Below are 18,136 nucleotides of genomic sequence, written 5' to 3' on the forward strand. Positions count from 1 at the left end.
TTATAATTTGCATAATCGTAATTATACTTATTGGCTTCAAAAGTCAACCGAATACGGATTTAGCCAACTGAACTGCTGAAATACATTGAAGAGAAAGCCCATAATTGGAAGATCTAAAGGTCATTTACCAGTCGACAACAGCCGAGTAGGCCGAACTGAACCTGACTGTCTTTGCCCAGAAGTGGGACGAATCGCACCCGACCATCAGCCAGTCCTGGCTCCGTAACTGGGAGCGAATCATTCCCTTCTTTGCCTATGCAAAGGTGGTCATCGAAAGTTTCGACCCGATTCACAAAGCTAAACGTCGTACAGAGGTGTTGCCGCTGGAATGTCAGCGTGCTTTTGAGTTGGGACAACGGTTGGCAGGGACTGAAAATATCGCGGCGTAGAGAATATACAGTCAGGGGGTAACTGAATTAATTAAAAAATGCGGGCATATAGTGCTTGAAATATGCAACATGCTGATATTGTTTGTTTTATCTAAAAAGCATGGTGCTTAGCGTGGGGATGGAACCGATTTTTTGTAAAAAATTGCTTGTAACATCTCTAAATTACAGCATTTTATTGAGTGCTTTTACAGAAATAGGTTTCATGTAAAAACAACCATAACTAACTTAATTTACAGCAATTTATAAAATGGTGTACCGACGGTGTACCTCGAAGGGGAGGAAGCCGGAAAAGAAAAGCGCCAAGTATTTTAAATACTTAGCGCTTAATGAGTAGTGGTGCCCAGAGACGGAATCGAACCGCCGACACGAGGATTTTCAATCCTCTGCTCTACCGACTGAGCTATCTGGGCAAAAAGAATGCTTTTATAGCGTCATTCCGTTTTAGTGTCAACAGAATTTTCCCTGATACGGATTTTCCCTATGCACGAGAAACGAAGCGACAGTCGCGGGTGTCGACCTTGATCTTCTCCCCCACTTCCAGGTACGGTGGCACCTGGAGCGTCAGGCCGGTCTCCAGGGTCGCCTCCTTGGTCTGGGCCGTGGCCGTGGCGTTCTTCATGACCGGCGGGGTCTCGGTGATGGTCAGCTCCACCACCATGGGAGGGTCCACACTCACCAGCCGCTCCTGGAAAATCCCCAGCTGCACCTCGGTCCCGTCCAACAGATACTGGGCGATCGGGTCGAACATTTCCCCCTCCACCTCGAACTGCTCGTAGGTCTCCAGGTCCATGAAGACCCCCCTGGCGCCGTCTGCGTAGAGGAACTGCCCCTTTTTCCGCTCGAAATCGGCCTCATCCACCTTGTCGCCGGAACGGAAGGTCTTTTCCAGCACCTGGCCGGTGATCAGGTTGCGGTACTTGGTCTTGACCATGGTGTTGGCGCCGCGGGCCGAAGGTGACTGGAAATGCACATCCACTATGAGACAGGGGGCGCCATCCAGTTTGATGACCAGCCCCTTTTTGAAATCCGATGTCGTGACCATATGCTCTTCTCCTTAACGTGTAAAAATCGCATTTATGTAGCAGAAATCGCCCACGATTACAACATGCTTGGCGGATTCGTCGTCCGTTTGGTGCTCAAAAGAAAAGGGCGCCCCGCGGCGCCCCTCTCTTCTATCCGTAGCGATGCTACTTGACCACGCTGACCGACTTGATCACCACCGTTTTGGTCGGCAGATTCTGGAACAGCATGTTCACCGCCTGCTGGGGAGACGCCACGATCTTGTCCACCACGTCCATCCCCTCGATCACCTTGCCGAAGACCGCATAGCCGTAACCGCGCTGGCTCTCGTCCTGGTGGTTCAGGAAATCGTTGTTGACCACGTTGATGAAAAACTCGCTGGAAGCGGAATTGATAACGCTGGTGCGGGCCATTGCCAGGGTGCCCCGGTCGTTCTTCAGGCCATTCGTCGCCTCGTTCTTGATGGGGGGGTTGCCCGGCTTCTTCTTGAGGGCATCCGTATAGCCGCCACCCTGGGCCATGAAATTGGGAATGACCCGGTGGAAAATGGTGCCGGCGTAAAAGCCGCTGTTCACGTAGTCGAGAAAGTTTTTCACGGAGACGGGGGCCTCTTTCTGGAAGAGTTCGATCTTGATATTCCCCAAGGTGGTCTCCATGAGGACGACCGGATTTTTGGCCTGCGCCGGGGCGTCGGCAGCCGCGGCAACGGTGCCGAAGGCCAGAGATACCAGCAGGGCCAGGATGAAACGTTTCAGCATGGTAGTAATCCTCCCGATTGAGTGTGTCCTGCCGCTTATTTATACGGCATATCGGCTGCCCGGTCAAGGAACCCGCCCTCTCCAGGGGTCGAGAATACACTTTGTTCCGTCTCAGGCTCTATATAGTGTTGACAACGCTGGCCTGCCATTGGAAAATGCAGCGCATTTTCATAGTCCGATTCCCAGGAGGTTCACGTGCAGGTCATAAAATTCGGCACCGATGGCTGGCGCGGCGTCATTGCCCGCGACTTCACCTTTGCCAATCTCGATCTGGTGGCCCAGGCCACCATGGACCACTTCCACCGTGAAGGGCTGGCGGAACAGGGGCTGATCATCGGCTACGACCGGCGCTTCCTCTCCCGTGAATTTGCCGAGGCCGTGGCAGAGGTTGCTGCCGGCAACGGCATAAAGGTCAGGCTCGCCGCCGACTTCGCCCCGACCCCGGCCATCTCCTGGGCCGTCCACGAACTCCGGGCCGGTGGCGGCATCATGATCACCGCCAGCCACAACCCGCCGGCCTACAACGGCTTCAAGGTGAAGGAGTCGTTCGGCGGCTCGGCCCGCCCGTCCACCACCAAGCTCCTGGAGGAACTGGTGGCCGAGAACCGGGCGGCCGGCAAACCGGTGAAGCGGCTTGCCCTGGCCGAGGCAGTGGCAACGGGGGCGGTCACCCTCTTCGACCCGAGGGAGGCGTACCTGCAACAGTTGGGGCGCTATGTCGACCTGGAGTTGATCCGCCGGGCCGCCATCCCGGTGGTAGTCGATCCGATGTACGGAGCCGGTTGCGGCTACTTCCCCACCCTCCTGCCGGGCGTCACCGAGATCCACGGTGACTATAACCCCTCCTTCGGCGGCCAGCCGCCCGAACCGACCGACGACCACCTGCAGGAACTGGCCGGCCGCGTGGTCAGTAACGGGTTCAAAGTCGGCCTGGCGCTGGACGGCGACGCCGACCGGATCGGCGCCGTGGACGAAACCGGCGAGTTCTTCTCCTCCCACCGGATCTTCACGGTCCTGCTCCGCCACCTGCACGAACGCAAAGGGCTCAGCGGCGGTGTGGTAAAGACCGTCTCCACCACCCGGATGATCGACCTACTGGCCGCGAAGTTCGGCCTCCCCCTCTTCGAGACCCCGATCGGCTTCAAACATATCTGCGAGTTGATGCTGGCGAACGACATCCTCATGGGTGGTGAGGAATCCGGCGGACTTGGCGTCAAGGGGCATATCCCGGAACGGGACGGTATCCTGATGGGACTTCTGCTGCTGGAGGCAATGGCCATGTCGGGCAGGGGGCTCAGGGAGCTCCTCGACGAGACCATGGACGAGATCGGCCACTTTTCCTACCAGCGGCTGGACCTTCCCATCGCGCAACCAGCCAAGGAGAGCCTGATCGCCCGCCTCCGGCAAGGGGGACTTACTACCATCGCCGGCCGGGAGGTTGCCAGCACCAACTTCAGCGACGGGTTCAAGTTCATCTTCGGCGACGGCTCGTGGCTTCTTATCCGCCCCTCCGGCACCGAGCCAGTGCTGCGCCTCTACAGCGAGGCCGGGGACCCGGCACTGGTCACGGAACTGCTCAGGGCGGGCAGGGAGATCGCCGGCATCTGATCCGGCAGTGGGAGGAGAAGAATGGCTAAGGCAACCTTCGGCGCGGGCTGTTTTTGGGGGGTGGAGGCAGCGTTCCAGCAGCTCGACGGGGTGATTGCCACCCAGGTCGGGTACATGGGGGGCTGGAAGGAACATCCCACCTATGAGGAGGTCTGCTCCAAGACCACCGGCCACGCCGAGGTGGTGGAGGTAACCTTCGATTCGTCGCGGATCAGCTACGACCAACTGCTCCAGCGCTTCTGGGACTGCCACGACCCGACTCAACTGAACCGCCAGGGACCGGACGTGGGGACGAACTACCGCTCCGTCATTTTCTATCATACCCCGAAGCAGGAAGCTGCGGCCCGGGCCTCCCTGGCCCGGGAAGAGGCGAGCGGCCGCCACAGCCGCTCCATTGTTACCGAGATCACCCGGGCAGCCGCCTTCTGGCGGGCCGAGGAGTATCACCAGCACTATCTGGAGCATCTGGAAGGTGCCACCTGCCACTGACCGGTTCCATTACCCTCTTTAGCTCCAGTCGCCTCGCCGGCGCCCTGCTCCTGGGACTCCTCTGCCTGTCCGCGCCCCCCACCTCCCGTGCTGCGGAGAGCGGGCCGGGCAGAGCGACCGGGGAACGGGCTATCCTCGCCGGCTACGGCATCACCCACCGCGGTTTCGGCGCCACCCGCACCCAGGTCCAGACCTTTGACGCCATCCTCCGCTATGGCCACTTCCTGTCGGACGAACTGGGGGCCGGGAGCTGGTTCCAGGGGAGGCACGAACTGCTCATGGAGCTGCCGCTGCACCTGGCCGTCGACCATGACGGCCGGACCATGACCGGCGGCTACATCCTGGGGAGCTGGAAGTTCACCGGCCTCACCGAACAGGGGTTCTTCCCCTACGTCTTCGCCGGCGGAGGGATCGTCTTCAACGATCTGGGACTCCCCACCCAGGGGACCCGGCTCAACTTCTCCTACCAGGGGGGAACCGGACTCCAGTACCTGCTCCGTCCCGGTCTGGCCCTGATGGCCGAATACCGCTACCACCACGTCTCCAACGCCGGCACCGCCGAGCCGAACGAACCGCTCAACGCCAGCAAGTTCCTGCTGGGGATCTCGGTATTCTTTTGACAGAGAATCAAAGGCAATTCAACGCAGATTAAATCTGATTTAAGGCGGAGTTACGCGGATAGCCGAGACAGGAAAATTCATCCTGAAAAAGCAAACAGTAGGTTAGGTTAGCGTCGCGTAACCCAACAGAGATTTCTACGTTTGTGCTGTGAATGCAGCGTACTATCTATCTTTTTCCCCAACGGACCCAAGGAACGCCGGCAGGCTCGCCAGGGCGAACAGGGCGGTGAAGCCGACCCCGAAGTTGGTGGCCCAGCCGATGGACGACATGGCGCCGTAATCGGTGAAGGCCAGGGAACCGAAGCCGGCAATGGTGGTGAGCGCCGACAGGAGCACCGCCCGCCCGGCCTGGACGAACTGCTGTTCCCTCTCCGTATCATCCCCGGCCGTCACCCGGTGCCCGACATGCAGGCCGTAATCGCTCCCCATGCCGACGATGGTCACCAGCACCATGGCGTTCATGAAATTGAGCCGCATGCCGCAGAGGACCATGGTCCCCAGCATGGCCACAGCGCCGCAGACCACCGGATAGAGGGAGGAGAAGATCCCGGCCAGGGACTCGAAATGGGCCACCAGCAGGCAGATCACCAGTAGCCCCCCCAGCACGAACCCCCACGCAAAGCTTCGCTGAACCGAACCGGCCAGCTCACTGCTGATCAGCTCCACGCCGGTGGCCCGCGCATGTGGGTCGATGCCGTGCAGTTCGGCCAGGAACCGGTCCCGCTTGAACTCCTCCCCCCGGTAATGCAGGTAGACCAGAGCGTGCCAGCCGCGGCCGTCCCGCACCAGGTGACGGTCCACCACCCCCCTGAGCGGCGAGGCTTTCAGGCGTGCCAACGCCTCCTCCCGGTCGGTCACCGGTGCGCCCGTAAGGCGCTCCAGCGACTCAAGGTACGGGGTAAACGGCTTCGGCGCGAACCCCCGGGCATGAAGGGCCTGCCGCAGGTCCGCAGCACTCTCCCGTGCGGTCCCGGCAACCGCCACGGCCACGCTGTGCTGCTCCTGCCGACCGTTCAGCACCTGTCCCAGGGACGACCAGGCAACCAGTTCGCCCTTCTGCTGGTAGCGCCCGGCCAGCCGCTCCACCTCCCCGGTCCGCGCCATGACCGCTGCCAGCTCCGGCCCCTCCACCGCCACCAGGAGCTGGCGGGGCGAGCGGCTCAAATGCCTCTCCAGCCGCTCTTGGGTCCGGAACGCCTCGGAAGAACGGGGCTGGAGGTTCTTCAGTTCACCATCGAACGAGATGCCGAAGGATGCCGCCAGGAAGAGCAGCACCAGCAGGCCGGAGCACGCCTTTACCAGGCGCGGGACCCGGAGCGACAGGCGCCATAGTCTCCCCAGGCCCAGCGTCGGCAGGGGGCGGCAGGCGTTCGGAAAGTGGCGCTCGTTCCAGACCAGGAGCGGAGGGAGAAACAGCAGGGTGGCATAGAGGGAAAAGATCACCCCGAGTCCCACCAGGAGCCCCAGTTCGAACAGTGCCCGGACATCGGCGATGGTCAGTGCCAGGAACGGCAGGGCCGTGGTCATGGCCGCCGTGAAGAGCCCATGACCGGTCTCCACCACGGCCAGCCGCAATGACTCCTCCACCCCCAGGCCGGCGGCCCGTTCAGAGGCGAAGCGGTCGTAGACGTGGATGGAATAGTCGGTCCCCAGGCCGATAATGAGGGCCATGAAGGCGAAGGAGATGATATGGATCGACGGCAGGAACAGCCCTGCCGTTCCGAGGGCAACAATGACGCCGACCACCAGGATCAGGGGGATCAGGAGGGTGGGAAGCAGGCGGCGGTAGACGGCGTAGAAGATCCCCAGCACCACGACCAGCGAGGAGAGGATGCAGGAGAGCACATTCCCCTTCATGGCCGCCTCGTCCAGCACGGCGCTGATGTGGGCGCCGGCGCAGGAGACGTTCACCCCCATGCCGGCGCGGGCCTCGTTGATTCCCTGCACCAGTTTCCGGGCAAAGGCCATCTCCTGCACCGGCCTTGCCGGCTCGGCAATGACGATCAGGAGCTGGCCGTCGCGGGAGCGGAAGTAGGGCGAATCCGGGTCCAGGTCGAAGGCCTGGCTCCCGGCCTTGAGACGGGGAAGTATCAGGTCCCGGATTGCCAGGGGGTCGGCCACGGCCAGGCGGGAGGCCATGCCGCCAATGCCGCCGCCCAGTTCCGCTGTCAGCCGCGTAAGTGACCGCTCCATCCCGGTAGGCGCCAGGCGCTCCGTCAGGCGGGGAAGGTCGGCGGAAGCTACAAACAGGTCGGGCCGCGCCACGGCATAGGCGATGAAGTCGGCAAACGCCGCTCCTTCCGCCTCGTCATACATCCGGTGGATGACCCGGCGAAAGGCGGGCTGGCCGTCGACCCGTAGCGCCTTCAACCGCTCCACGAACCGTTCGGTTTCGGCGGGGAGCTTCGCCGCGTCCCCCTCCAGCAGGAAATAGGCCTCGCGGGCGCCGCCGCTCCACTCCAGTGAGTCGAGCAGCAGCCCCAGGGCCGGCAGGTGGGCCGGGAAAAGACGGAAGATATCGGTTTCGAAGCGGACCAGCCAGACGGATACGGCAGAGAGGGCGGTCAGGAGCAGGACGGACGCGAAGACCAGACGAGGCCTGCGGATCGTGGCGTTGAAGATCCAGGCGAGATGGGCGGCCACGGCCGCGTTGACGGCCCTGGTCAGACGGCTGGGGGTGAAGGAGGGCATGCATCAACTCCCCTGCAGGGCAGCCAGGGGATAGACGGTAAGCCCATCCAGGCGGGGAGTGAAAACATCCGCCTCAAAGGGGGTGTTGACCTCGGGCTCGTTCAGCTTGAGCCGGAAGCGGTCGCCGGCGGCATTTTCCATGATGATTTCCGTGGCCAGCGGCACGCCGTTGATCACCGCGAAGTCGCCGTAACGGGCCCCGTCCCCGTTGGGAAGGGCCTTGGCCGTGACCAGGCCGTTTTCGAAGGTGACCCGCTCCTTCATCCCCAGACTGTTCATCCGCTCCAGGGTGCCGTCTTGCATGGTGGAGCCGGGAGGGTCCACATCCATGACCCACCGCACCTGACGCCAGCCGGCGCTCTCCCCCCGCTGGGGCAGGTCGGCGAGCCGGCCGGCAAAGGCGGCGCCCTTGCCGGGATAGACGATGGTGACCCGTTCGTTGTTCACGTAGACCTCCATCAGGGTGGTACCGAAGGGAGAGAGGACGATCAGCCGCATCTGGTCGGGACGGCGGTAGACCAGGTAGCCGCTGCCGCCCATTCCCTTTTCGCCGGAGCTGAAGGAGAGGGATACCGCCGCTGAGAGGGTCTCGACAACGGCACCATTGGTGTAGACAAGCTGTGCAACCTGTCCGGCACAGGAAGAAAGCAGCAACAGTGCCGCCAACAGCACGAGGCAGCGCAATGGCAACAGGATGGTTATTCTCTTCGTGGCAATACGAGGAAACATGGTCACTCCAGTCGAAAATCCCGTTCGCTCAGCCCTTGGTTCCGCTTCAACCGCTTGAAGGTGATACTGCTCCGGTCGCCGCTCCGCTCCTCGATGACCAGCCTCCGCAGCGTGCCGTCCTCCAGGAAGGCAAGGACCAGCTCCCGGACCTGTCCCGCACCGGGTGGCACGATGGCCAGGGTATAGACCCCGTTGTTCAGCTCGGCCCGCACCTGCATCCCCTCGGGAACTGCCGTCAGCGGCCGGGAGAGATTGTCGAACCAGCGCCTTAAGCCCTGCTCCGGCGGCAGGGGAATCCGGTTGGGCTTGCCCGAACGCTCCACGGCCTGCTCGATGATGCTGTCGCGCATCAGGAGCCGGCTGGCATAGGGGGGATCGAGCTCCATCAGGAACAGGTCGGGCTTGCGGAACCGGACCCGGCCATGCATGACCAGCTTCTTCCTGAGCAGGGAAAGCTGCTTCTCCTGGGTGATCTCGGCCGAGAAGTCGCTGATCCTGGCAAAGGAGCGGCGCATCGCCTCAAGCCCCTCCAGCGGCGTGATCGCAGCGGCCCGCAGCGGCAGCGCTGCCAAGAGAAGCAGGATGCCGCAGAGGAGGGACAGTGTATGTTTAATCATCAAGACCCCATTCTTGTTCTAACCGTGGATGCACTGAGAATAATTGCGTGAACATTGCATTTTTAAAACCTTTTAAGCCCCGTAGGGGCGCTCGCCTGTAGCCGGGGGATTTATCCCCCGGTGATGACATCGGATAAATCCCTTCGTCACGTACGTGACGTAATGCATTGTGCCGAAATGACCGGGAAATGAATTCCCCGGCTACCAGCATTCTGCCCCTACGGGGCGTAAGCAAAATGCTACCCGGACAACACCTGGTCATTTGGGATTAGCCCGCATCTTCCATGCTAATTCATGTCCAATGCGTGGTTGTCTGAGGTTCACCTCAAATTGCGCCAATGCCGAGGGTGAGTGTTGCAGTCGCGAGCTGCCGCTCGTTGGCGGTAACCTCCCCTTCCAGCAGGAACAGGCGGCCGAACCCCTTCACGACCCTGACCGCGATCAGCAGGGTGTCGCCGGGGAGCGGGTCGCCGAGGAGTTCGGCACGGTCGATGGTGGCCAGAAAGCCCCCCTCCCCTTCACCGCAGCCGCTGGCGACGCCGGCCAGTTGGGCCATCGCCTCCACCATCAGTACCCTTGGAAACGGCACGGCATCGAAGGTGATCCGGGTGGTGGCACTGGCAGCCACGCCCGGTTCCCTAAAGAGAATAGTGTCGAGCAGGAGAAAGGGATAGCGATGGGGAAGCAGAGCTGCCGGGTCCGGATTAACCAGGTGAGCCTCCGGTAAACGTGATGGCATAGTACGGTCCTTCCGGCGAGGCGGCCAGGTGGAGCCCCTGTTGGCCGGCCGGCTGAGTGGCCAGCAGCGCGGCCATGGCCACCCCCCCCATGGCGAGGGAGCGGCCGGTGATCGCACCGATGTCAAGGCGCGGTCCTGTCGGGAGCCGGTCGAGAAGAGGCGCGCATTCACCCACGGTGCCGGAAACGGAAATGCGGGAGATAGCGGCAACCTCGGGCAGGAGCCGAGCGGCCCCTTCGTCCTCGCTGCCGGGCAGAAGCCTGCCGATGGTGCGGATGTCCCCCAGAGTCCCCTTTGCAGCTGCCCCGCGTTGTTTTGCATACTCCCACCGCTCCAGGACCAGCAGGCCAATCCCTTCCCCGAAACCACGGGCAAACCGGTCCAGCTGCCCCATGGCCCGGAATCCCTGCATCATCAGGGGGGTGAGTTCGTCCACCCCACCGGCCAGCATCAGGTCGGCCCGTCCCTCCTCCAGAAACCGGCAGGCCATGGCAACAGCCGATTCGGCCGAACAGAAACGCTGCACCGTGGTGACGTTCGGCCCCTGCAGGCCGTGTTCGATGGAGGCGTTGCTGGCAGCCGCATTGGCGACCGTATTGGGGAAGAGCATCGGGGAGAGCCCCTCGGCACCGCCGGTAAAATAGCCGGCGAGGAAATCGGCCGAATTGGCGATGCCGCCGAAGCCGCAGCCAAGGGCGATGCCGGCCCGGGACGGCTCGAACTCCCCTTTGGCGAGGCCGGCGTCGGCCAGTGCCAGCCCGGCGCCCACCACGGCCAGCAGACTGCAGCGGTCGAACTTGCGGGCCTTGAGGGGGGGCATGTAGTCGGCAGCCTTGAACTGGTCGGCCTTGCCCCAAGAGTAGCCGGATTCCCCGATAATCTCCCCGGGTACTGGCGTGAGCCTGCTGGTGCCGCTCTCCAGTGCCGACACCAGGGGAGCAATCCCGACCCCGGCCGCGGTAACGGCAGCCAGGCCGGTTACGACGATATCGGTTCGTGGAGACGTCATATGCCGACCACCAAGGAGGTAATGTTCCCGCCAAAGGCGAAGGAGTTGGAGATGGCGACACGGCTGGCAGTGGAGCGCGGGCCGTCGTGGCAGTAATCCAGGTCGCACTCCGGGTCCCTACCGCGGAAATGCAAGGTCTGGGGGATGATCCCCCGGTTCAGGGCGACGACCGTGGCCATCGCTTCTATGGCGCCGGCAGCCCCCAGGCAGTGACCGGTGACCGGTTTCACCGAAACCAGGGGGACATGGGCGGCCCGTTCGCCGAATACCGTCTTCACACTGTTCGACTCCACCACGTCGTTCAACGGGGTGCCGGTACCGTGGGCATTGACCCATCCCACCTGGTCGGGCGTGACACCGGCATGGCGCATGGCGTCGGCCATCATCCGGGTCGCCACGGCGCCGGAAGGGTCGGGTGCCGTCATGTGGTGCGCCTCGCCGGCCAGGGCATAGCCGAGGATGTAGCCGTAGATTTTCGCCCCGCGCCGGACCGCCTCGTCCTCATGCTCCAGCACCATGAAGGCGGCCCCCTCGCCCAGGGTGATCCCCTGGCGACCGAGGCTGAACGGGGCGCACGGTTCGGGATCGACCACCTTGAGGGAGTTGAAACCGGCAAAGGTGAGGATGGAAAGGGTGTCGGCGCCGCCGCAGACCACGGCCCGCTGGCGGCCTGTGGCGATCAGGTCGGCTCCCCAGCCAATGGCGGTGGACGACGAAGAGCAGGCAGTGGTCACCGTCCCCTGATAGCCGGCCAGACCGTACTGTTCGGCAATCACCGTCGATGTCCGGTCCGGCAGGATGCCGCGCAGCAGGCCGGCAGCCGGCTTGCTGCCGGCCATAATCCCTTTCAGCCACTGTTCCGACTGGAACATGCCGGCTGCACCGGCACCGACCACAACCCCCAGATCATAGGGAGAGTAGGCTTGAGCTGCACCGCTCGCCCTAAGTGCCTCGCCGGCGGCGATCAGGCCGAACTGGTCGGCACGGGAGAGGCGGTGGACGTCGCGCCTTGGAATATAGTCCAGTGGGTCGTACTGTTTCACCTGCACGGCGATCTTGGCAGGAAAGGCGGAGACGTCGAACAGATCGACCTGCCCGACCCCGCTCTTCCCGTCAACGACGGCCGTGGTGAAGGCGGCCACGTCCTTGCCGGCACCGCAGAAGACCCCCAGGCCGGTTATGGCTATTCTCCGCTTGTTCATTCCCTAAACAATTCCCCCGTCCACGACGAAGCACTGGCCGGTGACGTACGACGCCCGGTCCGATGCCAGAAAGGCGACCATCTCGGCCACCTCTTCCGGCCGGCCGATCCTGCCCAGGGCCGAGCTCTTCACCACCTGCGCCACCATCTCCGGCTTCATGCCGGCCAGCATCTCGGTGTCGATGAGGCCGGGAGCGATCGCATTGACCCGAATCCCCATGCTGCCCACTTCCCTGGCCAGAGCCTTGGTGAAGCTGACGATCGCCCCCTTGCTGGCGGCGTAGTTGGTCTGTCCGGCGGTTCCCATGAGACCTGAAATGGAGGAGAGATTGACGATGGCGCCGCGCCGGCCCACCATCATCTTCCGCACCCCCCACTTGCAGCAGTGGAAGAGCGGGTCCAGGTTCCCCCGCACCACGGCCTCCCAGTCAGCTTCCGCCATCATGGCCAAAAAACCGTCCCGGATGATCCCGGCATTGTTCACCAGGACATCGATACTGCCGGTTGCTTCCGCAGCCGCCTCGATGAAGGACCGGCCACCCTCCTGGGTGCTCACGTCGGCCCTGACAACGGTAATGTTGCCGCTAACCCCGGCCGCCTCCGCCTGCAACGCCTCGGCCGCAGCCTCGTTGCTCAGGTAGGCGGCATACACCCGCGCCCCCTGTCGGGCAAAATGGAGGGCAATCGCCCGGCCGATGCCGCGGGTTCCGCCGGTGACGGCAACTATATGATCGGAAAATTCCATGGAGACTCCCTTTGTTGCGGGGTCTCATTGTAGCGGCAGGCCGGGGAAAAGTCCAGCGGTTGGCGTGGTCAGGAAGCTGGCGGGGGCGGTTCGAGAGGATTCATGTGGCTCCGGCCAAGGCGTTTCACCAGCTTCCAGAGCGGGCCGCGAACCGTGAAGTGGCGTATCATCTCCAGCATGGCGTCACTGATATTGATCTCCAACCCCGGCACCACCCAGTTCTTCCGCTCCAGCGCCAGCCTGGTGACCGTGGCGCAGAGACTGTCCCGGATGGCCGGGGCGAGGTAGAAGACCGGCTCCAGGAGGTTCGTTTCCGGGGTGATCACCCCTTCGGCCAGGGCCTGGCCCTGGATGGCGGTGCCGGGAAAGATCCTGATGCCGGTCATGGTGATGACCGCGGTGGGGGCCAGTTCGTCCATGAGGCTGAAGCTCTCGGCGATGGTCTCCTCGCTCTCGCCGGGACCGCCGAACAGGATGTAGTGGGCGAAGTCGACCCCGAACTCGCTGCAGAGGCAGGAGGCCTCCCGCACCGTCTCCACGCTGAACGACTTGCCAAGACTTCTGAGCATGGTTGGCGAACCGGAATCGGTGCCGAACTCCAGGGCGTCGCAACCGGCTGCCAGCATCGCCTCCAGCAGATGGGGCGGAAGGAAATCCGGGTTGATGAAGGCGGACCAGTTCACCGGCAGGCGGGCCGCCCGCATGGCCCGGCAGAGCTCCAGGGCGAACTCCACCGGGTAGTTGAAGATGTCGTCCACGAAGTAGAGGTAGTCGACGCCGTTACCGTCGACCAGGGTGCGGATCTCGGCCACGATCTCGGCCACCGGCCGCAGCCGGACCCGTGCCCCCTCCAGAAGCGGATAGGTGCAGTAGATGCAGGCAAACGGGCAGCCGCGCTTGGTCTGCAGGTTGGCCATCCCGCCTTCCCGGTGGTACCGGTCAACGGCAAAGAGCGTCCGGTCCGGGGTGCCGATTGTGGTGAGCGGAGCCGGCGGCAGGAACGTTTCCGCGCCGGGAAGGACGATACCGGGAAGCGAGCCGGGATCGCCGCCGGAGATGGCCTCCATGAGGCGCGGCAGAACCACTTCACCCTCGCCGATCACGCCGAAGTCGGCACCGGTGTAGCCGAGTATCTCCCGCGGCATCAGGGAGAAGCCGGAGCCTCCGATAACGACCGTGGCCCGACCGCTGCAAACCGCCACCAGATCGCGCACCCCGGCCAAGTACGACCGGCAACCGGGGAAGGTCACGTTGTCGATGTTCCTGAGCGAGATGATCACCGTCTCGGGGCAGAACTCATCCAGGGCCGCAGTGACGGCGCTCAGCGGCTCGGCCTGGAAGCAGAGATCGAGGACCGACAGGGTGTGGCCGGCAGCGGCCAGAGGGGTGGCCAGATAGGCGAGTCCCAGGGGAAAGACCGGATAGGGGGAGCGTTCGCGGTTGGCCGAGATGAGCAGTATTTTCATGACCCCTCCGCCCAGGCCAGCATCCGTTCCACTCGCTCGGCGATAACGGACGGCAGCCGGTACTGGGTAACGCCGTCAAGATCGGTCAGGGCATGGATCGTCTTTCCCCTGGCGCAGGGTGAGCCGTCGCTACCGACGATGATGGTATGGAATTCCAGGGTCGGCGTGTCGGTCCGGCGCAGGGTGGTGCGGACCGTGACCTCGTCGTTGAAGCGGGCCGGGCGCAGGTACTTGAGCTCCAGGGCAACGACCGGTCCCAGGTAGCCGGTTGCGGCCAGTTGGTCGACGTCCAGCCCGAATTGCCCGGCCAGCTCGTTGCGGCCGATCTCCAGCCAGGCCACGTAATGGCCGTGCCAGGCGACCCGGTAGGCATCGATCTCGTTGAAGCGGACGCGAATTTTCGTTTCGTGATAGGTCATGGGAGATCCAAACATGATTCAGCGGAACAAACCGGATTTACGCGGATAACATCTAAGCATAACAGGAATCCTTGACCAACTTCATTTGTAGTCAATCCGCTTAAAGATCCGCGTCCTTCCGCGTTGAATGGTTTTGCCTCAGCCAAGTTCACTGGCTATCCAGCGGTTGTACTTCCTGAGCGCATCGCCGGCGCCCACCTCGACGAACTGAGTCACCCCTGCCCTGCGCAGCGCCAGGTAGGTCTTTTCCCAATCGACCGGGAGACAGAGCTCCCGCACCAGGAACTCCGGCAGGTCGGCAGCGGTGAGAAAATCCTGGTCGATATGGCTCATGAGCGGCAGGGTCGGCTCAACGAAGCGGTAGTCGCGGACGATATCCCTCAGCGCGTCGCTGATCTCCTCCAGGAGGGGGGTGTGGAGCGGGGCGTCGCACGGCACGGTGCGGGCGGAAAAGGCACCCGCGGAGAGCGCCTCGGCCATGGCGCACTCGATGGCGTGCCGGTCGCCTGCCAGCAGGAAGTGGCGGGAGGTGTTCTGATTGGCCAGATAAACGCCGCAGTTCTCGGCAATGGCCAGCAGCGGCGCCCGTGTCAGGCCGGTGGCACAGCCAAGGGCATACTCCCGTCCCTGCCCCATGCCGGCCATGCAGCTGCCGATCCGCCAGACCAGCTCCAGGGCGTCTCCCTCGGCTACCGCACCGCTGGCGGCCATGGCGGCGTAGATCCCCATGCTGTGCTCGGCGATGATGGCCGGTTTCTGCCCCTGCTGGTGCAGAGACCGGTACCGGTAGAGGCTCATGGCAGTGCCGTAGACCTGGAGCGCCACATGCTCCGTAGCCGGAACCCCGCTCCAGCTGAAGCTCCCCAGGTCAAGGCCGGTCCGATCAAAGGTGAGGCGGGCAATTTCGGCGAAGTCGGCATCGACCGGAACTGTACCGTCAAGGGAAAGCGGCTGGCCCGGAAACATGAAGCAGATCATGCTAAAACCTTTGCAAATTGGATGATCAGAGTTGAGTCAACTTCAATGCACGAATTGATATCGATGAGCATCTCAGCTTATTTCCCTTGCGTCCAAAAATCCGCCAACTGCTCCGCCTGCTTCAATACTTTTGTAACTGACGTTGTATATTTGCAGCAACCTGCTGCAAAATTTGTCCAACAAACCGCTGGCTTTTTCTGCCAAACAATTACGCAACAGCTTGTTTCGTAATTCGGGGCGCAGCGAAATCCAGATCGGGAGGATCATAACAAGGCGATCTCTCACTCGTCCCCTCCTGATAGCAGCATCCGTGCGTCACCCGTCAAAATCGTCATCTGATGAATGGCGATCTTATTGAGGCGTTCGAGGCGGACTTTTTGCGACAAACCTTCGGAGATAAAGAGGGCATTGAGGTTTTCCAGATTGGAAAGGCAGACCAGTTGCGCAACCTCGGCATAATCGCGAATATTCCCTTTCTTATCGGGATTCGCATCACGCCACTGGGAAGCAGTCATGCCAAAGAGGGCGAGGTTCAGCACATCGGCTTCACTGGCATATATCAGCGAGGTCTGTTTGGAGTTAAGTTCAGCCGGTATCAGATGGGTCTGTATGGCATCCGTGTGGATGCGGTAATTGATCTTAGTCAGATTGCGCCGGATATCCCAGCCAAGGGTCTTGCGCTCTTCTTCCTTTAGTCTCTGGAACTCTTTGATAAGGTAGAGCTTGAATTCCACCGAAACCCACGAGGCGAATTCAAAGGCAATATCCTTATGGGCGTAGGTGCCTCCGTAACGTCCGGCCTTGGAGACCAGACCTATTGCGCCCGTTGATTCTATCCATCGTTTGGCAGTGAGGATGAAGCTGTTGAGCCCAGCCTGTTTTCTAATCCCATCGAATTCGATGGGATTAAAATCGGGATTGTTCAACTGTTCCCAAATACCAAGGAATTCAATCGTGTTGCGATTACGCAGCCAGTTTTGAATAATGTAGTCAGTACGCTCGCTGTCTTTGTAGCGGGCAATATCGGTGAGGGAGATGAAGTCTTCCTCCCTTTGTGAGTAAAATGCTACATCCCGGTCCAGGACTCGCATCTTAGCCGATGAACGCTCTTTAGAACCCATACCCGATCCCCTTCAGGTTCTCGCGGATGGTCTTTTCCAACTCAACCCCTTTGGCAAACTGCTCCGCCAGCTTTGAGGTCAAGGCATTCATCTTCTCCTCGAACGGCACGCCGTCATCTACCTCTTCCTCGGTCCCCACATAGCGCCCCGGCATCAACACATGGTTGTTGTTACGCACCTCTTCCATGGTGGCAGCCTTGCAGAAGCCGGCCTTATCCTCATAGCCGCCATCCATGTTGCGCCAACTGTGATAGGTCCCGGCGATGAGGGCTACATCGTCATCGGTCAGCTCACGGCTACGGCGGTTGACCATGGTGCCGAGCTTGCGGGCATCGATAAAGAGGATTTCGTTGGAGCGGTCGCGTTGGTAAGGGCGGGTTCCGAACCCGCCCCTACGATTGCGGGCCAGGAACCAGATACAGGCCGGAATCATGGTGTTATAGAAAAGCTGCGACGGCAGCGCCACCATGCAATCCACCAGCCCGGCCTCGATCATGTTCCTGCGAATGTCGCCTTCGTCGCCGGAGTTGCTGTTCATGCTGCCGTTGGCCAACACAATCCCGGCGGTGCCGTTGGGGCTCAGCTTATGAAGGAAGTGTTGCAGCCAGGCATAGTTGGCGTTGCCCGTCGGCGGTACGCCGTATTTCCAGCGGTTATCGTCACGCAGTTTCTCGCCGTTCCAGTCGCTCACATTGAAGGGCGGATTGACTAAAATGAAGTCCATCTTCTGGTCGGTATGCTTGTCGTTCAGAAGGGTGTCGCCCGACTCCAGACGCGCATCGATGCCGCGAATGGCGAGGTTCATCCTGGCGAGGCGCAGGGTGGTGGGGTTGGATTCCTGCCCGTAAATGGAGATGTCCTTGATGTTTCCCTGGTGGCTGAGGACGAACTTCTCGCTCTGCACAAACATCCCGCCGCTGCCGCAGCAGCCGTCATACACCCGCCCCTGGTAAGGTTCCAGCATCTCCACCAGCACCTTGACAATGCTGGCGGGGGTGTAGAATTGTCCCCCCTTCTTCCCTTCGGCATCGGCGAACTGGCCGAGGAAGTATTCGTAGACGCGGCCGAGCAGGTCTTTCGCCGTGTGGCCATCCTGGTTGAAGCCGATGGTCCCGATCAGGTCGATCAGTTCACCAAGACGTTGCTTGTTCAGGTCAGGGTCTGCATAGATTTGCGGTAGCACGCCCTTCAGCGAAGGGTTTATCTTCTCTATGGCGTCCATTGCATCGTCAACCAATTTGCCGATCTCCGGCTTCTTGGCGCGGTCTTGCAGGTACTGCCACCGGGCCTTTTCCGGCACGAAAAATATGTTATAGGCGCGGTATTCGTCTGCATCTTCCGGGTCAGCACCTTCGAACTCGTCGTGCCCCGCTTTCAGCTTGAAATACAGATCGTTGAAGGCATCGGAAATATACTTGAGAAAGATCAAGCCGAGGACGACGTGCTGGTACTCCGCTGCATCCATATTGGAACGGAGTTTATCCGCCGCCGCCCAAAAGGTTTTTTCCAGTTCGTTATTTTCTGCCATTCAATATCT

General features: G+C 61.6%; 19 protein-coding genes, 1 tRNA gene and 1 pseudogene. 4 read left to right on the forward strand and 17 right to left on the reverse strand.

Annotated elements, in window-relative coordinates; all coding sequences use genetic code 11:
- Positions 1-110 precede the first annotated feature (110 nt).
- Positions 111-257 (forward strand): annotated as a pseudogene (locus JN12_RS21330) (transposase); the annotation flags it as partial.
- Between the two features lie 466 nt (positions 258-723).
- Here the strand turns inward: JN12_RS21330 and JN12_RS11095 are convergent.
- From JN12_RS11095 to JN12_RS11105, 3 genes are all read right to left on the reverse strand, one after another.
- Positions 724-799: transfer RNA gene (locus JN12_RS11095), tRNA-Phe, on the reverse strand.
- A gap of 68 nt (positions 800-867) precedes the next feature.
- The gene (locus JN12_RS11100; protein WP_145022623.1) at positions 868-1,431 is read right to left on the reverse strand and encodes an elongation factor P; all 564 of its coding nucleotides are present in this window, start codon (positions 1,429-1,431) and stop codon (positions 868-870) included.
- 145 nt (positions 1,432-1,576) lie between these two features.
- Entirely contained in the window at positions 1,577-2,167 is a 591-nt protein-coding gene (locus JN12_RS11105; RefSeq protein ID WP_145022626.1) for a peptidylprolyl isomerase, read from the reverse strand.
- A gap of 195 nt (positions 2,168-2,362) precedes the next feature.
- Between JN12_RS11105 and JN12_RS11110 the strand changes: the two genes are divergently transcribed.
- Positions 2,363-3,775: a phosphoglucomutase/phosphomannomutase family protein gene (locus tag JN12_RS11110; protein ID WP_246125845.1), complete on the forward strand. Its 1,413-nt coding sequence runs from the start codon at positions 2,363-2,365 to the stop codon at positions 3,773-3,775.
- Positions 3,776-3,796: 21 nt separating this feature from the next.
- Positions 3,797-4,264 carry a peptide-methionine (S)-S-oxide reductase MsrA gene (msrA, locus tag JN12_RS11115; RefSeq protein ID WP_145022629.1) on the forward strand — a complete coding sequence of 156 codons (468 nt, stop codon included), beginning with the start codon at positions 3,797-3,799 and terminating at the stop codon, positions 4,262-4,264.
- On the opposite strand, the gene JN12_RS20830 is transcribed toward msrA, so the two are convergent.
- On the reverse strand, positions 4,228-4,533 hold the full coding sequence (locus tag JN12_RS20830) for a hypothetical protein (RefSeq protein ID WP_246125846.1): 306 nt from the start codon (positions 4,531-4,533) through the stop codon (positions 4,228-4,230). The two genes, msrA and JN12_RS20830, sit on opposite strands and share 37 nt — an antisense overlap.
- A gap of 9 nt (positions 4,534-4,542) precedes the next feature.
- Here JN12_RS20830 and JN12_RS20835 point away from each other — a divergent pair, with 9 nt between their 5' ends.
- Positions 4,543-4,884: an acyloxyacyl hydrolase gene (locus tag JN12_RS20835; protein WP_246125847.1), complete on the forward strand. Its 342-nt coding sequence runs from the start codon at positions 4,543-4,545 to the stop codon at positions 4,882-4,884.
- 162 nt (positions 4,885-5,046) lie between these two features.
- Here JN12_RS20835 and JN12_RS21025 read toward each other — a convergent pair whose 3' ends face one another.
- The 13 genes from JN12_RS21025 to JN12_RS11185 form a co-directional block, all read right to left on the reverse strand.
- A complete protein-coding gene (locus tag JN12_RS21025; protein WP_145022635.1) occupies positions 5,047-7,575 on the reverse strand; it encodes an MMPL family transporter in 2,529 nt (842 codons plus the stop codon).
- Between the two features lie 3 nt (positions 7,576-7,578).
- Positions 7,579-8,304: an outer membrane lipoprotein LolB gene (locus JN12_RS11130; RefSeq protein ID WP_145022638.1), complete on the reverse strand. Its 726-nt coding sequence runs from the start codon at positions 8,302-8,304 to the stop codon at positions 7,579-7,581.
- Positions 8,305-8,306: 2 nt separating this feature from the next.
- The gene (locus JN12_RS11135; RefSeq protein WP_145022641.1) at positions 8,307-8,921 is read right to left on the reverse strand and encodes a LolA family protein; all 615 of its coding nucleotides are present in this window, start codon (positions 8,919-8,921) and stop codon (positions 8,307-8,309) included.
- 325 nt (positions 8,922-9,246) lie between these two features.
- Positions 9,247-9,660, reverse strand: a complete 414-nt coding sequence (locus JN12_RS11140; protein ID WP_145022644.1) for a 3-hydroxyacyl-ACP dehydratase FabZ family protein — start codon at positions 9,658-9,660, stop codon at positions 9,247-9,249.
- Positions 9,626-10,669 (reverse strand): beta-ketoacyl synthase N-terminal-like domain-containing protein, encoded by a 1,044-nt coding sequence (locus JN12_RS11145; protein ID WP_145022647.1) that lies wholly within the window; start codon positions 10,667-10,669, stop codon positions 9,626-9,628. Before JN12_RS11145 ends, JN12_RS11140 begins: the two co-directional genes overlap by 35 nt.
- A complete protein-coding gene (locus JN12_RS11150) occupies positions 10,666-11,871 on the reverse strand; it encodes a beta-ketoacyl-[acyl-carrier-protein] synthase family protein (RefSeq protein WP_145022650.1) in 1,206 nt (401 codons plus the stop codon). The genes JN12_RS11145 and JN12_RS11150 overlap by 4 nt, the downstream gene beginning before the upstream one ends.
- Before the next feature lie 3 nt (positions 11,872-11,874).
- The gene (locus JN12_RS11155) at positions 11,875-12,615 is read right to left on the reverse strand and encodes a 3-oxoacyl-ACP reductase family protein (RefSeq protein WP_145022653.1); all 741 of its coding nucleotides are present in this window, start codon (positions 12,613-12,615) and stop codon (positions 11,875-11,877) included.
- A 68-nt stretch (positions 12,616-12,683) separates the two neighbouring features.
- Positions 12,684-14,081, reverse strand: a complete 1,398-nt coding sequence (locus JN12_RS11160; protein ID WP_145022656.1) for a lipid biosynthesis B12-binding/radical SAM protein — start codon at positions 14,079-14,081, stop codon at positions 12,684-12,686.
- Positions 14,078-14,500, reverse strand: coding sequence for an acyl-CoA thioesterase (locus JN12_RS11165; RefSeq protein WP_145022659.1), 423 nt, complete (start codon positions 14,498-14,500; stop codon positions 14,078-14,080). Before JN12_RS11165 ends, JN12_RS11160 begins: the two co-directional genes overlap by 4 nt.
- 138 nt (positions 14,501-14,638) lie before the next feature.
- Positions 14,639-15,478, reverse strand: a complete 840-nt coding sequence (locus JN12_RS11170) for an ACP S-malonyltransferase (RefSeq protein WP_145022662.1) — start codon at positions 15,476-15,478, stop codon at positions 14,639-14,641.
- Positions 15,479-15,550: 72 nt separating this feature from the next.
- Positions 15,551-15,763: a hypothetical protein gene (locus tag JN12_RS11175; RefSeq protein ID WP_145022665.1), complete on the reverse strand. Its 213-nt coding sequence runs from the start codon at positions 15,761-15,763 to the stop codon at positions 15,551-15,553.
- Positions 15,760-16,599: a KilA-N domain-containing protein gene (locus tag JN12_RS11180; protein WP_145022668.1), complete on the reverse strand. Its 840-nt coding sequence runs from the start codon at positions 16,597-16,599 to the stop codon at positions 15,760-15,762. Before JN12_RS11180 ends, JN12_RS11175 begins: the two co-directional genes overlap by 4 nt.
- On the reverse strand, positions 16,589-18,127 hold the full coding sequence (locus JN12_RS11185; protein ID WP_145022671.1) for a class I SAM-dependent DNA methyltransferase: 1,539 nt from the start codon (positions 18,125-18,127) through the stop codon (positions 16,589-16,591). The genes JN12_RS11180 and JN12_RS11185 overlap by 11 nt, the downstream gene beginning before the upstream one ends.
- Positions 18,128-18,136: the final 9 nt, after the last annotated feature.

This window comes from Geobacter argillaceus (genome assembly GCF_007830735.1).
Taxonomy (GTDB): domain Bacteria; phylum Desulfobacterota; class Desulfuromonadia; order Geobacterales; family DSM-12255; genus Geomobilibacter; species Geomobilibacter argillaceus.

What these genes read in the sequence shown, in the direction of transcription:
- JN12_RS11130 (WP_145022638.1), bottom strand. Translation starts at nt 8,304, where the DNA reads ATGTTTCCTCGTATTGCCACGAAGAGAATAACCATCCTGTTGCCATTG.
- msrA (WP_145022629.1), top strand. Translation starts at nt 3,797, where the DNA reads ATGGCTAAGGCAACCTTCGGCGCGGGCTGTTTTTGGGGGGTGGAGGCA.
- JN12_RS20835 (WP_246125847.1), top strand. Translation starts at nt 4,543, where the DNA reads ATGGAGCTGCCGCTGCACCTGGCCGTCGACCATGACGGCCGGACCATG.
- JN12_RS11135 (WP_145022641.1), bottom strand. Translation starts at nt 8,921, where the DNA reads ATGATTAAACATACACTGTCCCTCCTCTGCGGCATCCTGCTTCTCTTG.
- JN12_RS11140 (WP_145022644.1), bottom strand. Translation starts at nt 9,660, where the DNA reads ATGCCATCACGTTTACCGGAGGCTCACCTGGTTAATCCGGACCCGGCA.
- JN12_RS11105 (WP_145022626.1), bottom strand. Translation starts at nt 2,167, where the DNA reads ATGCTGAAACGTTTCATCCTGGCCCTGCTGGTATCTCTGGCCTTCGGC.
- JN12_RS11150 (WP_145022650.1), bottom strand. Translation starts at nt 11,871, where the DNA reads ATGAACAAGCGGAGAATAGCCATAACCGGCCTGGGGGTCTTCTGCGGT.
- JN12_RS11165 (WP_145022659.1), bottom strand. Translation starts at nt 14,500, where the DNA reads ATGACCTATCACGAAACGAAAATTCGCGTCCGCTTCAACGAGATCGAT.
- JN12_RS11170 (WP_145022662.1), bottom strand. Translation starts at nt 15,478, where the DNA reads ATGATCTGCTTCATGTTTCCGGGCCAGCCGCTTTCCCTTGACGGTACA.
- JN12_RS11155 (WP_145022653.1), bottom strand. Translation starts at nt 12,615, where the DNA reads ATGGAATTTTCCGATCATATAGTTGCCGTCACCGGCGGAACCCGCGGC.
- JN12_RS11100 (WP_145022623.1), bottom strand. Translation starts at nt 1,431, where the DNA reads ATGGTCACGACATCGGATTTCAAAAAGGGGCTGGTCATCAAACTGGAT.
- JN12_RS11180 (WP_145022668.1), bottom strand. Translation starts at nt 16,599, where the DNA reads ATGGGTTCTAAAGAGCGTTCATCGGCTAAGATGCGAGTCCTGGACCGG.
- JN12_RS11145 (WP_145022647.1), bottom strand. Translation starts at nt 10,669, where the DNA reads ATGACGTCTCCACGAACCGATATCGTCGTAACCGGCCTGGCTGCCGTT.
- JN12_RS11160 (WP_145022656.1), bottom strand. Translation starts at nt 14,081, where the DNA reads ATGAAAATACTGCTCATCTCGGCCAACCGCGAACGCTCCCCCTATCCG.
- JN12_RS11185 (WP_145022671.1), bottom strand. Translation starts at nt 18,127, where the DNA reads ATGGCAGAAAATAACGAACTGGAAAAAACCTTTTGGGCGGCGGCGGAT.
- JN12_RS21025 (WP_145022635.1), bottom strand. Translation starts at nt 7,575, where the DNA reads ATGCCCTCCTTCACCCCCAGCCGTCTGACCAGGGCCGTCAACGCGGCC.